The sequence below is a fragment of the Mitsuokella apri genome (assembly GCF_051886055.1).
In the GTDB taxonomy this organism is placed as follows: Bacteria; Bacillota; Negativicutes; order Selenomonadales; family Selenomonadaceae; genus Mitsuokella.
The window spans coordinates 68,176-81,265 of the sequence record NZ_JBJEXT010000066.1; the positions used below are offsets into that span (position 1 = coordinate 68,176).

General features: G+C 57.5%; 15 protein-coding genes. All 15 read right to left on the reverse strand.

Annotated elements, in window-relative coordinates; translation table 11 throughout:
• Positions 1–78: 78 nt before the first annotated feature.
• Complete coding sequence (locus ACI4OH_RS09665) at positions 79–897, reverse strand: hypothetical protein (RefSeq protein ID WP_435720644.1); 819 nt, start codon at positions 895–897, stop codon at positions 79–81.
• A 56-nt stretch (positions 898–953) separates the two neighbouring features.
• Complete coding sequence (locus ACI4OH_RS09670) at positions 954–2,315, reverse strand: PilN domain-containing protein (protein WP_435720645.1); 1,362 nt, start codon at positions 2,313–2,315, stop codon at positions 954–956.
• Positions 2,290–2,718, reverse strand: a complete 429-nt coding sequence (locus tag ACI4OH_RS09675; RefSeq protein WP_435720646.1) for a TadE/TadG family type IV pilus assembly protein — start codon at positions 2,716–2,718, stop codon at positions 2,290–2,292. Before ACI4OH_RS09675 ends, ACI4OH_RS09670 begins: the two co-directional genes overlap by 26 nt.
• A 46-nt stretch (positions 2,719–2,764) precedes the next feature.
• Positions 2,765–3,322 (reverse strand): hypothetical protein, encoded by a 558-nt coding sequence (locus tag ACI4OH_RS09680; RefSeq protein WP_435720647.1) that lies wholly within the window; start codon positions 3,320–3,322, stop codon positions 2,765–2,767.
• Positions 3,319–3,810, reverse strand: coding sequence for a hypothetical protein (locus tag ACI4OH_RS09685; protein WP_435720648.1), 492 nt, complete (start codon positions 3,808–3,810; stop codon positions 3,319–3,321). Before ACI4OH_RS09685 ends, ACI4OH_RS09680 begins: the two co-directional genes overlap by 4 nt.
• Positions 3,804–4,340 carry a pilus assembly FimT family protein gene (locus tag ACI4OH_RS09690; protein ID WP_439784664.1) on the reverse strand — a complete coding sequence of 179 codons (537 nt, stop codon included), beginning with the start codon at positions 4,338–4,340 and terminating at the stop codon, positions 3,804–3,806. Before ACI4OH_RS09690 ends, ACI4OH_RS09685 begins: the two co-directional genes overlap by 7 nt.
• A gap of 92 nt (positions 4,341–4,432) precedes the next feature.
• Positions 4,433–4,954, reverse strand: coding sequence for a prepilin peptidase (locus ACI4OH_RS09695; protein WP_439784665.1), 522 nt, complete (start codon positions 4,952–4,954; stop codon positions 4,433–4,435).
• Between the two features lie 18 nt (positions 4,955–4,972).
• Positions 4,973–5,407 (reverse strand): competence type IV pilus major pilin ComGC, encoded by a 435-nt coding sequence (locus ACI4OH_RS09700; RefSeq protein ID WP_439784666.1) that lies wholly within the window; start codon positions 5,405–5,407, stop codon positions 4,973–4,975.
• Between the two features lie 270 nt (positions 5,408–5,677).
• A complete protein-coding gene (locus ACI4OH_RS09705; protein ID WP_439784667.1) occupies positions 5,678–6,487 on the reverse strand; it encodes an acyloxyacyl hydrolase in 810 nt (269 codons plus the stop codon).
• A gap of 83 nt (positions 6,488–6,570) precedes the next feature.
• A complete protein-coding gene (locus tag ACI4OH_RS09710) occupies positions 6,571–7,779 on the reverse strand; it encodes an ABC transporter permease (protein WP_439784668.1) in 1,209 nt (402 codons plus the stop codon).
• Entirely contained in the window at positions 7,751–9,004 is a 1,254-nt protein-coding gene (locus tag ACI4OH_RS09715) for an ABC transporter permease (protein ID WP_435720654.1), read from the reverse strand. The genes ACI4OH_RS09710 and ACI4OH_RS09715 overlap by 29 nt, the downstream gene beginning before the upstream one ends.
• Entirely contained in the window at positions 9,001–10,059 is a 1,059-nt protein-coding gene (locus ACI4OH_RS09720) for an HlyD family secretion protein (protein ID WP_302488770.1), read from the reverse strand. Before ACI4OH_RS09720 ends, ACI4OH_RS09715 begins: the two co-directional genes overlap by 4 nt.
• A 95-nt stretch (positions 10,060–10,154) precedes the next feature.
• Positions 10,155–10,799 carry a TetR/AcrR family transcriptional regulator gene (locus tag ACI4OH_RS09725; protein WP_302609991.1) on the reverse strand — a complete coding sequence of 215 codons (645 nt, stop codon included), beginning with the start codon at positions 10,797–10,799 and terminating at the stop codon, positions 10,155–10,157.
• Between the two features lie 200 nt (positions 10,800–10,999).
• Positions 11,000–11,305: a cell division protein ZapA gene (locus tag ACI4OH_RS09730; protein WP_439784669.1), complete on the reverse strand. Its 306-nt coding sequence runs from the start codon at positions 11,303–11,305 to the stop codon at positions 11,000–11,002.
• Positions 11,306–11,366: 61 nt separating this feature from the next.
• Positions 11,367–13,090 (reverse strand): phenylalanine--tRNA ligase subunit beta (gene pheT, locus ACI4OH_RS09735; RefSeq protein WP_439784670.1); only part of this gene is annotated, 1,724 nt, incomplete at its 5' end.

Below are 13,090 nucleotides of genomic sequence, written 5' to 3' on the forward strand. Positions count from 1 at the left end.
ATCAAGTCTCTTTCTAAACAGCAAATATCCTTATCTGAAAGACGAGCCTTCCAAACAGTAAGTAATGCCTGCGTAAGGCTATTCTGCTTCTTTTGCTTCTTTGACTTCTTTTGCTTCTTGGGCCGGCCAGGCGTACGCCGTAAGGCGCAGATGGCACTGCAGAGATTCTCCGCCCGTCCCTTTGTCCGCAGCGGGCGGCCCGATTCGGCTTTCCTCGAGACAGAGCACGCGCTCCGACTGCTGCAGCCTGCGCAGAAAATCGAGCAGCGCAAAATACGAGCCCTCGCATTCGACAATCACGGCCATTTCCTGCAGACCAGCTGCATCTGCGTCATGATTGGCATCTGCGCCCCGCAAATTCTGTTCAGGCGAAACCTTCGCAGCTGTTTTCTCCTGCCCCTGCATGGGCTGCAGCTCAGACGGCACGACTTTATGCAGCTGCACCTGACTTTTCAAGGCCTTCTGCTGAAGTTCGTGCAGGAATTCCCCCTGCACGAGTTTTTCCGGCAGGGCCTTTCCGCTGCGCGCATCGTGCTCCGCGAGTTCTTTTTCATAGGCCTCCATATCGCGGTGCACATTCTTGAAATTCATGACCGCCGCCGTGTCGCCGCGCGCCTGCTCCGCCCTGGCCGCATACGCCTGCGCGGCCCGCTGCAGCGGCAGGTGCAGCGCGAAAAAATAAATGGGCACGAGCGCGAGGCAGACAAAAAACGACAGCAGGAAAAAGCGGCCGTCGCGCGTCTCCGCTATATCCCTGAACCTACGCCCTATTGCTCCGGCACCTTTGCTTTTCTTTGTACCTGCCAGTCCTTCTAAACGTTCTAAGCCCGCCGAATCGCTCAAACCCTGCAGGCCATCGCCGTCACTGCCCTTTCTTCCTTTGCGAATACCAAACATTTTTCGTTTCGCCTCCCTCGCCCGCCTTTTTCTATCCTATTATTTTTCTATCCTAATTATAGAGAAACGCTCATGCGGAAACGGATGTCTTTGCCCTCGGCCGAGGATTCTTCGAGCACGGGCCCCTGCGTGAAAAAATCACGGTCCTGCTCGAAGGACTGCAGGAAAACCGACAGGGCCGCATAGCTCATGGCAAGGCCGCTGATCTCGATTTTCTTATCGCGCCGCAGCAAAATATCCTGCAGCCAGACCCCGTCCGTCTGCAGCTCCGGCCGGCCGAGGTGCACCATGACGCTGTACCACGGCAGGGATTTTTCCATCAGCATCGCAATGCGCCGGTCGCGCTGACTGACCTTGGCCTGCAGGGCTTTCGTCATCTGCATGACCTTCTGGTCATGGTGCAGCAGGGCCGTCTCCTGCTTCTGCTGACGGAAATCCGCCCGCGCCTGAAAATAAGCCCGCGCATCGAAAAAGCTCCAGACCGAAAGCGCGGTCAGCGTGACGAGCAAAGTCAGCACGGCGAGGCGTTTATAGCGGCAGCGGCGCACCGAGAGCTGCCTGCCGGCCAGCAGAAAACCGAGTGCGTCTTCGCCATGAATAAGGGACAGCGCTGCACAGAGGGCCGGCAGATAAAGAGCCGGCACGGACTCGTGCTGACCTGCATGCCCTGACATCTGAAGCTGCCCAGTCAGTCCAGACTGTGCGGCCCAGCCGCCCTGCCCGTTTTGCACGGCTGGTCCCAGCGGAGCCAGCACGGCAAAACCGCGCAGCGAAAGCTCCTGCTCAGCAAAATCCTCCTGCATGGCCTTGAGCTTAGCACTGGGGGCCGCTGCGAGCCAGTAACTGTGCCCGACCGTCTCATCATAAGGACCAGTCCCAGCGGACCCGCTCCCTGCCGCTGCCGGATTTGGATTTGAATTTGGATTTTCTGCGGCGCGCCTAACGGCCATGGCGTAGGCATCGGCGTCAAGCCCGGCTTCCGTCAGCCGCGCGTCGAGTTCCCAATGGGCCGCTTCCCGCTCCTCGCGTGAAGTCAGATTCGGCGGCAGCTCCGTCTTATAGAGAAGGAGTTCTTCGCCGGTCAGGCACAGGGCAAACGGCAGCTCCTGCCAGCCCTCGCGCACGGCGCGCATGCGCACCTGCTCGCCAAGGCTCAGTTCCGCCTCGCGCGGTTCGGACACCATGCGCAGAACGTCCCAGCTCCCGCCCTGTTCCTTCTTTTCGGCCTGCAGCCGCAGATAAAGGACCGTATCGGCGCGCACGGCCAGGCCGACGACAGACTGCGCGGATTCCCAGAAAAAATCGTCCCATCGGCCGAGACTTGGCTTCGCTGACCTTCCCCAAGACAGCCCCGCCGCCTTCTGCCGCAGACAGGCCACTGCTTCTTTGAATTTACCGGCTCCTTCCTTTCCAGACATAGACAAAGCCACCTTCCTTTTCTCTCTTCTCAAGGCAGCCCCGCACGAGCTTATGGCGCTGCCAGATATCTCCGTCCTTTTCCTCGGCTGCTGCAATCAGCCACGCCTGCTGCTCCTGTTCCACGGCAACGACCCGCACGGTGATGATTCCGTACCCGCCCTTGATTTCCCGCTTCGGCATAATGTCTTTGGCGAGCTTTGCCGCCGGCGGCTGCTGCTCCACCTGCCGCGCAGCCTGCTCAAGGGCGCCTTCAGCTGCAAGGCGCAGCGCGGCCTCGCGCCCGTACGACACGGCCATGCGCTTTGTGTTCCATGAGGTATAGCAGACGGCCGAGCCGAGCAGCAGGACAAAAACTGTCAGCAGCGCCGTCCAGATGACCGCGGAGCCGCGTTCATTCTTCATATTTTTCTCCTCTATCTACTATCTGCCTATCTGTCTATCTGCCTATCTACGGCATATCGGGGCCATAGACCACGGTCTTCAGCGTATAGCGGTGCTTTGTCACGAGGCTCCGACCTGTCAGGCGGATTTCCACGAGGCGCGGCGCGAGCTTCCGGCACGAAAATTCCGTGATGTCGACGCCCGCCAGCGCGTGATTGCCCGTCAGAGGCCGGCTCGCATCCTTCCAGACGAGCTTATGGATTTTGTCCTGCGTCACATTGACCCAGTACGAGACCTGATACGTGCTCTGCCCCTTGTCATCGACGCCGCGGTACTGCCTGAACACGCAGCCCTCTCCGCGCCACCGCACCTCATAAGAAGAGCGCGCCTCGTCCGCGACCTGACGCACGGCCATCTGGATTTCCTGCTCGAGCTCGCTGTCCGCCATGAGGAAAAAAGCGGAGCGAAAGGCCAGTGCGGCCACGGCAGCTGCGCCGGCCAGCAGCAGGACGAGCATGGGCAAAGAGACCATCATATCGAGGAGCAGCGCGCCGCGTTCTCGGCTGCGGGTACCAGTGGCACACTTCCCGCGCTTCATGAGATTTAAATAAATCATAGATATCATGGACAAATCACCCTCTGCAAGGTCACACTCTGCTCCCTTTCGCGCCGGTCCTGCCAGCTGACGCGCACTTTGGCAAGATACACAGCCTGTGCCCCGCTGCCGGCAGCGTCCGTTCCCCTCTCAAGATTGCCGGACTGCCGCGGCACATCGGATTCCTTAAGCCGCCCGATTTCCCGCTGCACGCGGAAATCCGCGCCACCCTCACTGGGACGTGTCGAAAACGGCACATACATAGGCTGCTCCGACGAACCAGCCGCAAAAGTCTCCGGCTTTTCCCTGGCATCATATTCCAGATACGCAAGCTCCGATTCGGCAAGGCTCACGGCCGCCGCTTCAAAACGGGTCTGTTCATTCAGATGCAGGCCCTGACGGTAAAGCAGCAGTCCGCCCGTCATCACGGCGAGCATGGCAGCCAGCACGATGGTTTCGAGCAGGAAAAAGCCACGCTCCCCTCGTTTTTTCCATTTTTGCTGCTTCTGTTTTACCATGGGGACCCCCTTTCCACGCGGCAGCGGCCGCCCGCGCTCAGGATAAAGCGCCTGCCACTGCTCTGCTGCCCCGCAAAAAAGAGATACATCGTACAGGGATTCACCAATACGCCATTGTCACCGAACACCAGCGGCCTTTTCGTCTCGACATCGCTCAAAAGAGGCCCGCTCATCTGGATGCCCCCGGCATACTTATGCTCGCGAAACGTGCGGCTGCCGGCAATCAGGACATAGCCGTCACGCTGGAAATACATCCCCGCGCGCCGTTCACGCTGGCCGTTATAGTCCCATTCCAGAGCCTTTGGCCGCGGCTCCGTGCTGCGCGAAAGCTCGCGCATATAGCGGATATCGCTCAAAAGGCACTGCGTCTCGTATTCGAGCACGGCCTCGCGGTAAAGCGCCATGCCGCGCGGCACGGCCACGGACGCGAGGATCATGACCACGAAACAGGCCAAGACCGCTTCAACGAGCAGAAAGCCCCGCTCCGAAGACCTCCCTGCCGCCAATCGTCTCTTTTTCCCTATCAACACATATTGCCGCCTCCTAAGTCCCGCCGCACCGCCCTCTGCTCCGCCACACAGTTTCTCCTATTAAATAGTAGACTAAATAGTAAACAGCAAACCTACCAGAGCAAGCCGAGATAACTGAGGTAGGCCCCTGCCGACAGAAACGGCCCGAAGGCCAGCTCGCTGTCTCTCTGCAGCCGCCCGCAGGCCAGCAGCAGAAGGGCCAGCACCGCGCCAATGGCAAAAGACAGCAGCAGCGCAAGCAGTGTCCCCTGCCCGCCGAGCCAGATGCCAAACGCCGCGGCGTACTTAACATCGCCGAGCCCGAGCCCGCCATGCGAGAGCCGGCGCAGCAAAAGCAGCACACCGGCCCCGACCGCGGCGCCAAAAAGGGCCTCAGGCAGGCTGCAAGTCGTCCCCGTCAGCACAAACAGGAGCCCGAACCCTGCCAAAAAAAGATTTCCGCGGTCCGGCAGCAGGCCCGTACAGCAGTCGATGGCCGCCATCGTCACCAAAAGCAGGCAGAACACACTGCCCGAGAGGATGGCGGGGCTTTCCAGCTCAGCAAAGACAAGGCCGGCCAGCATGACCGAGAAGACCAGGACCAGCAGCCCCCGGCTGTACATATTTAAGCTCATGATCGTTACTCCGAATCGTTATCCTTGATCTACATTTTCTGTATCTTTTGTCTTTGAAAACTCCGCTATCTTCTTTCCTCCGCAAGTTGCCTGATGTGTAGAACGATCAATATCGTATCCCCCTTCAGGGATCTTTGTTTCACTACCATTTATATAGCATTTCCCAGTCGGCGGTTTTGGTTTTGTATTCTGTAAATAATTACCCAGATCCCCAATATTCTCTGGGTACTCACCATTCTCAATTTCATAAACAGAAATAGCCGTATTTATCGTAGATAAGTCGGCCTGAATTCTCGCCGTATTCGCCGAAGCAATGGCCGAAGTGAATTTTGGTACCGCAATCATCGCGAGGATGGCCACGATGCCCACGGCAATCAGCATGCCAATCAGGGTGAAACCAGCTTCTTTGCTCTGCCTGTTGTTTCGCATTCTGCTTGTCATTTTTGTCTTCATGAAAACGACTCCTTTCTTACCAATACTAAATTTCGCTGCACTAATTTGAATATCTTTCACTACAAAAGTACAAGAGGCCTTATTGTCCTTCTATAGCGGATACTACCTTCTTCTCCACGCCTCTTAAAACTCCTGCCGAAATTTAAAATATTTTTAATTTTTGTAATAACAGTTATAAAGAAAGAGCGTTCCCTCGGGAATGTCCATTCCCAGAGGAAACGCTCTGCTAAGTGTTCACTGTGACAAGAGCAAAATGCTCTTTGCCGACAATCAATACCAATGTGTAAAGCCCAGCGAGAAGCCGACGCCGTTGTAGCCCGGATTGTGCGTGCTGAAGCCATTCGACGAATGATGAAAGAGGTAGGCAAGGCTCAGGGCATCGCGGTCCGTGTAGTTGTACGTGAGTCTCGGCCCGATGCGCCAGAGAAAGCCGAAGGCGCGGCCGTTGCCCGGATGGGCGTGGTTGTAGGCGAGCACGCTGCCCGTGGCATCGAGCGAGGCATCGAGCTTGCCCGAGACGTGTTTCGTCCAGCGCAGCATGTACGACGGACCAAAGCCCACGGCCTCGGCATCGCGATAGATATCGTCCTCCGTCGTGTAGCCGAGCGCACGCTCAAACGTCAGGCCGTAATGCAGCGACAGCGCGCCGAGCTGTCTGTACTGTTTGTAGACATGCACATTGTAGAGGTCGACGTTGCGTTTTTTGAAGAAACGGCCGTCGAGGTACTCGAGCTGCACTTCGATATTGCCGTCCGCGTGTTTCGCCTCGGCCGTACCAGCCTCAGCCGCATTTGCCTCTTTCGCATCTTGAAGAGCCTGCACACGTTTCATCTTTTTGACCGGCTGAGCCGTCTGGCCCTGCGTCGTTTTCTGGCTCTCCGCAGATTCTGCCGCTGCCGTCTGCCCGTCTGCCTGCTGCGCGGTCTGTACCTCTACGGGCTGCACATGCACGCCCTGTTCCGCTGCGGAGACCGGCATCGGTGCGGTCAGCGCCGCGAGTCCCAGCACGGCCGCCGGCAGCACCAGCAGCGTCTTATTTATGTTGCTTTGCTTCCTATTAATATGAATATCCATATGCATATCTACGCGCCACCCTTTATTATTTGACTTTTCTCAATGTATTTATCTTATCATAAATAAAGGAAAAATGCGACTGAAGCCGTTCAGCTCCTGAGCTGTCCCGCAGCGGATGCGTCTGGCTCAGCCGCACGCATCTGCCCGTATTTTTGGCGGAAATGCCGCATCTTAAGGCAGAAAATCAGCACGCCAAGGCTCAGGAACACCGCGATGAGGATGGCGAGGGCCTGATAATCCTCGGCGAGGCGCGGCGAATGGCCGGCGAGGAACAGTTCGCGCACGGTATTGGAGAACCACGAAAGAGGAAAAGCCGCCGCGACGTGCTGCAGCCATATGGGCATCGACTCCTGCGGCCACGTGTAGCCCGTGAAGATGAACGCGGGCACCGGATACATGATGATGGCCCGCACGAATTCCATTTCACAGTTGAAAATCGCCGAGAAAAACATGGCAAAACTGATGGCCGCGGCCACGAAAATGCCCGCGAGCGTCAGCAGCGTGCCGAGCGGTGCCTTCAAGGGAATCTCAAAGACATACTGCACAAGAAAGACAACAAGCAGATACGACAGCATCGCGAGGACCCAGTACAGCACGAATTTCGCCGCGAGCAGCAGCACGGACGAAAAATGCCAGTCGTGCGTGCCGGCCTGCACCTGCTCATACTCGCCATCGACGGCCGCGCCTACGGCAAAGAAAATGCCCTGCTGAAACGCGACCATTGCCAGGCCGAGCAGGAAGAAGAACATGTAGCCCTGCGTCGTATTGTAGAGCACGCGCAGATGCACATGGACCGGCGAAATCATATGCTCCAAGAGCTGTTCATCGCCGCCCGTGCGCAGGGCCGTGCGTTCCGCGGCCGCGCGGTCCGAGAATGCCGCGAGGATGTCCTGCATGGCCGAGCTCGTAATATTCGTCAGGATGATGTTCGCGCCGTTCGCCATGTAGAGCACGTCTGCTCCCTGCCCTGTCTTGACTTTTTTTGAAAAGTCCGGGGGAATCTCGATGGCCGCATACGCCTGCTTTGTGTTGAGTGCGTTCTGCATCTCTTCCTCGCTCGTCACAAAGACCGCGGCCTTCATGCTGTCGCTGCTCTCGATGTCGCGCACGAGTTCGCGCGAGAAATGCGAGTTTTCCGCATCGTAGACGACGCACGGCACATCCTTGACGAGATTCGGCACGTACAAGAGGCCAAAGACAATCAGATAGGCTACGGCCGCGCCGAACAGGAACACGAGACGCCGCGGGTCACGTACAGCAAGCAGCAGTTCACGCTTCATTGCCTGCAGAAGTTTCATCGTGCTCCCCCTTTCCCTCATTTCCATGAGATGTACCGGATTCGTCCGTCCAGATATGGAAACGCCGCCGCAGATAAAAAATCCCTGCGGCCACGAGCTGGCAGCCAATACCGCCGAGCAGCATAATCTTACAGTTGGTATAGAGTGTCGGTGCCGTGCCGTTCAGCAGAATGTCGCGCAGCGTGTCGCCGCCGTACGTCATCGGCATCAGCATGCCGAGCACGGACGCGATGCTGCTCATATCAAAATTTGGCCACGACAGGCCGCTGTACAGAAGGCCCGGCATGATGTAGACCATCGGGGCCTGCAGCGACAGCACGCGGCTCGGGCAGCAGCTCGAGAAAATGTGCAGCACACTGCTGACAAAGAAGATGAACGAAGCCCCTAAGAGCATCGCCTCTCCCCAGCTGCCGCGCATCGGCACGGCAAACACATGGATAATCAGGTAAAGCGACAGAAGATACGCCGCAAATGAAAGCAGCCAGTACGGGATACTTTTGCCCACGAGAATCAGAAACGGATGTTTCTTCCGCCAGCGCGGCTGCAGAAGCTCCGTCACGAGGGCCGGTGCAAGCGACAGCATGACGCCAATCTGCAGGCCGTTCATCATGAGGCCCGACAGCATGAACGAGCTGTAGCCGTTGGCCGGATTGCCGAGGATGCGCACGCCCATGCGCACGGGATAAACCGAATTGATGGCATCGTCCGGCAAAAGCCCCTGACTCTCAAGCAGCTGCTGTCCTGCCGCGACCGAGAACGAGCGGCTGACTTCCTGCGAAGCACTGATGGCCGCATTGCCGAACATATTATTCGACGAATCGACCATGAGCATAAAATCCGCGCCGCGCCCCGATTTGAGGTCTTTATCGAAATTCCGCGGGATGGCCAGAGCCACGCGGGCCTCGCCATCGTGAATGGCCTCCCGCATCGACGCTTCGTCCGAAACCTGCGCCACAAACGTGAAGCGGTCTGCATCGGTGTACGCCTCGATGAGTGAACGGCTCGTCGCCGACTGGTCCTCATCCCAGACCACCATTGGGATATGATTGACAACGTTCTCCTGATAAATCAGGCCAAACAGCACAGCAAAGCCCAGCGGCACGATGAACGGCACGAGCGCAACCGGCGGCCTGCCCTTGATGAGATAGAGAAATTCCTCTTTGGCAATCGCATAGAGTGAGGCAAAAATACGCCCGATACTGCTGATACTGCCTAAGCCCTTCATGATGCACCACCGGACGACCCTGCCTGATCGTCGTCCAGCCCTTCAAGACGGAAGCGCATGCCCGGGCGCAGCACATCGGAGTTGACCTGCACCTTGACATTGAAGCTCACGATATCCGTCTCATCGCCGCGTTCACTCGTCGCACGCTGCGTGGCAAACTCAGCCTTCTTGCTGATATCCGTAATCGTGCCCGTGACTTTTGTCGCGTTGTCGCGGCCAATCATCGTGACTTCCTGACCGACATAATACTTCGAGAGCTTCGTCTCCGGCACCTTGATGTCAATCCAGTTGTCCTCAGGGTCCTGCACGGCAACAAGCGGCGTGCCATTTGAAATCATCGAGCCCTCTTCGATGTACTTCTGCGTGATGACGCCGTCAAACGGCGCGCGGATTTCCGTCTCATCGAGCGATACCTCGATGTTCTGCAGCGTGGCCTCGGCCTGCTCAATCTTCATGGCCAGAGCCTCTTCGTTCGCGCGCGATGCATCCGTCTGCAGCGTGCCGGCCTGTGCCTGACGCACGGCGGCCTTTGACTGCTCATAAGCGGCCTGCGCCGTCTTGTACTTCGTGTCAAACTGCTCAAACGTCTGTTTCGAGACAGCCCCCTCAGACAGGAGCTCTGCATAGCGGTCATGGTCGGCCTGCGCGAGAGCGAGGTCCGCCCGTGCCTGATCCGTCGCTGCCTGTGCTTCCGAAACCGCCGAAGCCGTCGTGCCCGACTGCATGTTCGTCGTCACGGCCGCCTGCGCCTGCTGAGCCCGCAGTGCCCGGATGCTCGCCTCAGCCTCGGCCTTTTGCGCCTCAAGGCTGCGTTTATCGATGCGCGCGATGACCTGACCTTCCTTGACCGTATCGCCTTCCTTGACAAGCAGTTCCACAACACGGCCCGCAATCTTTGAGTTCACGTCGATTTCCTTCGCGTCCGCACGGCCCCACGTCGTCTGGTCCGCATTGGCCGTCCTGCCGCAGCCCGCGCAGAGCATCATCATCAGCAGCACAAACGCCAGCAGCAGCCCCAGAGACCGCTGCCCTGCCTTGCTCATCTTTCCTTGCATATCTACCATCTCCCTATTTTGAACGCGTTCAAATTCAGTGCAAAAAAACCTTAGGCCATCACAGCCTAGAAAAAATATAGAGAAGCTCGCCAGGCTCAGATTGCCAGCGGCATCTCAACGAGCTCCTGCGCAATCTTCTGCCAGATTTCTTCGCGCTCGGCCATATGCTGCAGCGTAGCCTCAATCTCTGCCTCCGAAATGCCGAAGAGCTTCAGTGCGGCGCGGATGACCTCGCGGCGGGCTTTTTCCGTATTCATCGCCGTCTCAAAATTCATGGCCGTGATGCAGGCCCCCATCGCGCCCTTAATCAGCAGATTCTTCTGGCGGTATTCTTCTTTCGTGAAACGCTCCCCAAAAAGCTGCTCCGCATAAGCGGCGAACAAATCGACCATGCGCTCAAAGATAATCGGCGAATGGTAGCACTCGTAGTAAATCTCGCGAATGCGCGGATCGTCCTGCATCTTCTTGAGCTCGACCTCGCAAATCACCGCGTACTTGAACGCCGGCGATTCCCCCTCGCTGCAGGCATCGATTTTCTCAATGCACTGATGCACGATGGTCGCGATCATATCGGCAAAAATCATTTCTTTATTCTTGAAGAAATAATAGATGCTGCCCGTCAGTACCCCCGAGCGGTTCACGATGCTGCGGATTGTCGTCTTCTTGTAGCCCTGCTCGATCAGCAGCTCTTTCGCCGTTTCCAGCACCTTCTGCCGGATTTCCTTTGTGTGTTCCTTCATCAAAAATCCCCCTGTCCTTTCCCAAACAGAATTTGTTGAACGTGTTCAACTTGATTTTTACATTTATATTATAAAAAAATCAGACAAATTCGTCAAGCACTTTGCTCAAAAACAAGGACAAAACAAAAAGAAAAACACGGCTTCACTAAAGAATCCGTGTCTTTCCTTCCTATTATAATAGGCGCATATTCTGCTTTATTTTATTTTTCGTCAAGCAGCTCGACGAGCTCGTCGTAGTCGGACTTGAGCTTGTCGTATTCGTCGGCAATCTGCAGGGCCGTGAGCACGGCGATTTTCGTGCTGTCAAAACTGCGGACGCCGCTGGCCATCTGCTTCATCAGGCGGTCGACGCCCTTGGCGAGCTTCTTGAGGCGCTCGGAGTCGTCCGTCGTCTTCAGCGGATACGTCTCGCCGAAAATCTCAACGACCACGCGCTGGGCGGGTTTCTTCGCAGCGGCCGTATTGGCCGTATTTGCCGTGCTTCCCGATGCATTTGCTTCAGCCATGGAAATCCCTCCGCTTCACTAAGTCATCTCAAACAGTCAAACCATCACAGGTCGGCCGTCATCAGGCGCGCAGCTCAGCTGCGAACTGTTTCTCGACGGCCTGCAGGATGTTCTTGAATGCTGCATCGGCCTCTTCATCCGTCAGCGTCTTGTCCTTCGACTGGAACTGCAGGTTGAAGGCCAGGCTCTTCTTGCCCTTTGCGACATGTTCGCCCGTGTAGACGTCGAACAGCGTGACATCCTTGAAGTGCTTGCCGCCGTTCTTCGCGATGACGCGCTCGATGTCTGCTGCAGCAACATCCGTGTCGACGACGATGGCGAGGTCGCGCGCGATGGCCGGATACTTCGGCAGCGACTCGAAGTGGAAGTTCTTGCCCGTGTACTTCATGAGGACTTCGACATCCATCTCGAAGAGGTAGACCTTCTGCTTGATGCCGAAATTCTCGGCAGCCTGCGGATGGAGCTCGCCGACAGCGGCGATTGTCTCGCGTCCCTTCTTAAACAGGGCCGTCTTGCCCGGATGCATCGCAAAGTGTTCGCCGGCCTCGACCGTGTACTTCGAAATGCCGAGTACGCGGAAGAGCTCTTCGACAATGCCCTTCATATCGAAGAAGTCGACCATCTCGTTCGACTGGTTCCAGCCGACTTCGTTGCGGCGGCCCGTAATGAGGCCCGCAACCTTCAGGCGCTCTTCCGGCAGTTCCGTAAGAGGCAGTGCCTTCGGCAGGAAGACCGGCGCGACATCAAAGAGCTTGAGGTCGTTGTTCTTGCGCGAGAAGTTGCGCACGGCATTTTCCATGATGGACGTCAAAAGGCACGTGCGGACGAGCGGGGCTTCATCCGTCAGCGGGTTCATAATGGGGATGGCGCGGCGCAGCTCCGAATCAGCCGGCACGAGCAGCTTATCGAAGAGGTCCTCACTCGTGAACGAGAACGAAAGCTCCTCCGTCATGCCGAGGCTGGCGAGCGTGTGCTTGATTTTGTCGACAAAATTCTGCTTGGCGCTCTGTTTGCCCTGTACCATGCGGCCAAACGGCGTCGTGCTCGCAATTTTGTCAAAGCCGTAAATGCGCGCGACTTCTTCCGAGAGGTCTTCCATGTACGTGCAGTCATTGCGCCACGACGGCACCGTGACATGGTAGTGTTCCTCGCCCTTGGCCTCGACTTCAAAGCCAAGCGACGTCAGGATTTTGACCATCTCTGTGCCCTCGATATTCGTGCCGAGGCGGCGGTTGATCTCGTCCGTCGTGTAGTCGATCGTGACCGGCTGCTTCTTCTCGGGATAGCAGTCGACAATGCCCTGCGTGACCGTGCAGGCACCCATGTCCTGCAGCAGCTGTGCGGCGCGCTCAAGCGCACGCGGCGTGTTCGTCACATCGACACCGCGCTCAAAACGTCCCGAAGCCTCGGAATGCAGACCGCAGGCACGGGCCGTACGGCGGATGCTCGGGCCGTTGAACGAAGCCGCTTCGAGCACGACCGTCGTCGTCTTGTCCGTGACTTCCGTCTCGAGGCCGCCCATGATGCCCGCGAGTCCTGCCGGATGCTCGGCATCGGCAATGACGAGCTCCGTGCCCTTCGCGAGGCGCGAGCTGTCATCGAGCGTATGGAGGTTTTCCCCTTCTTTGGCGAGGCGGGCCGTCAGCGTGTGGCCCGTGATTTCATCGTAGTCATAGGCATGCATCGGCTGGCCGAGCTCAATCATGACAAAGTTCGTCACATCGACGACATTGTTGATGGCGCGGATGCCGGCCCCTTCGAGGCGCTGCTGCATCCACTCCGGCG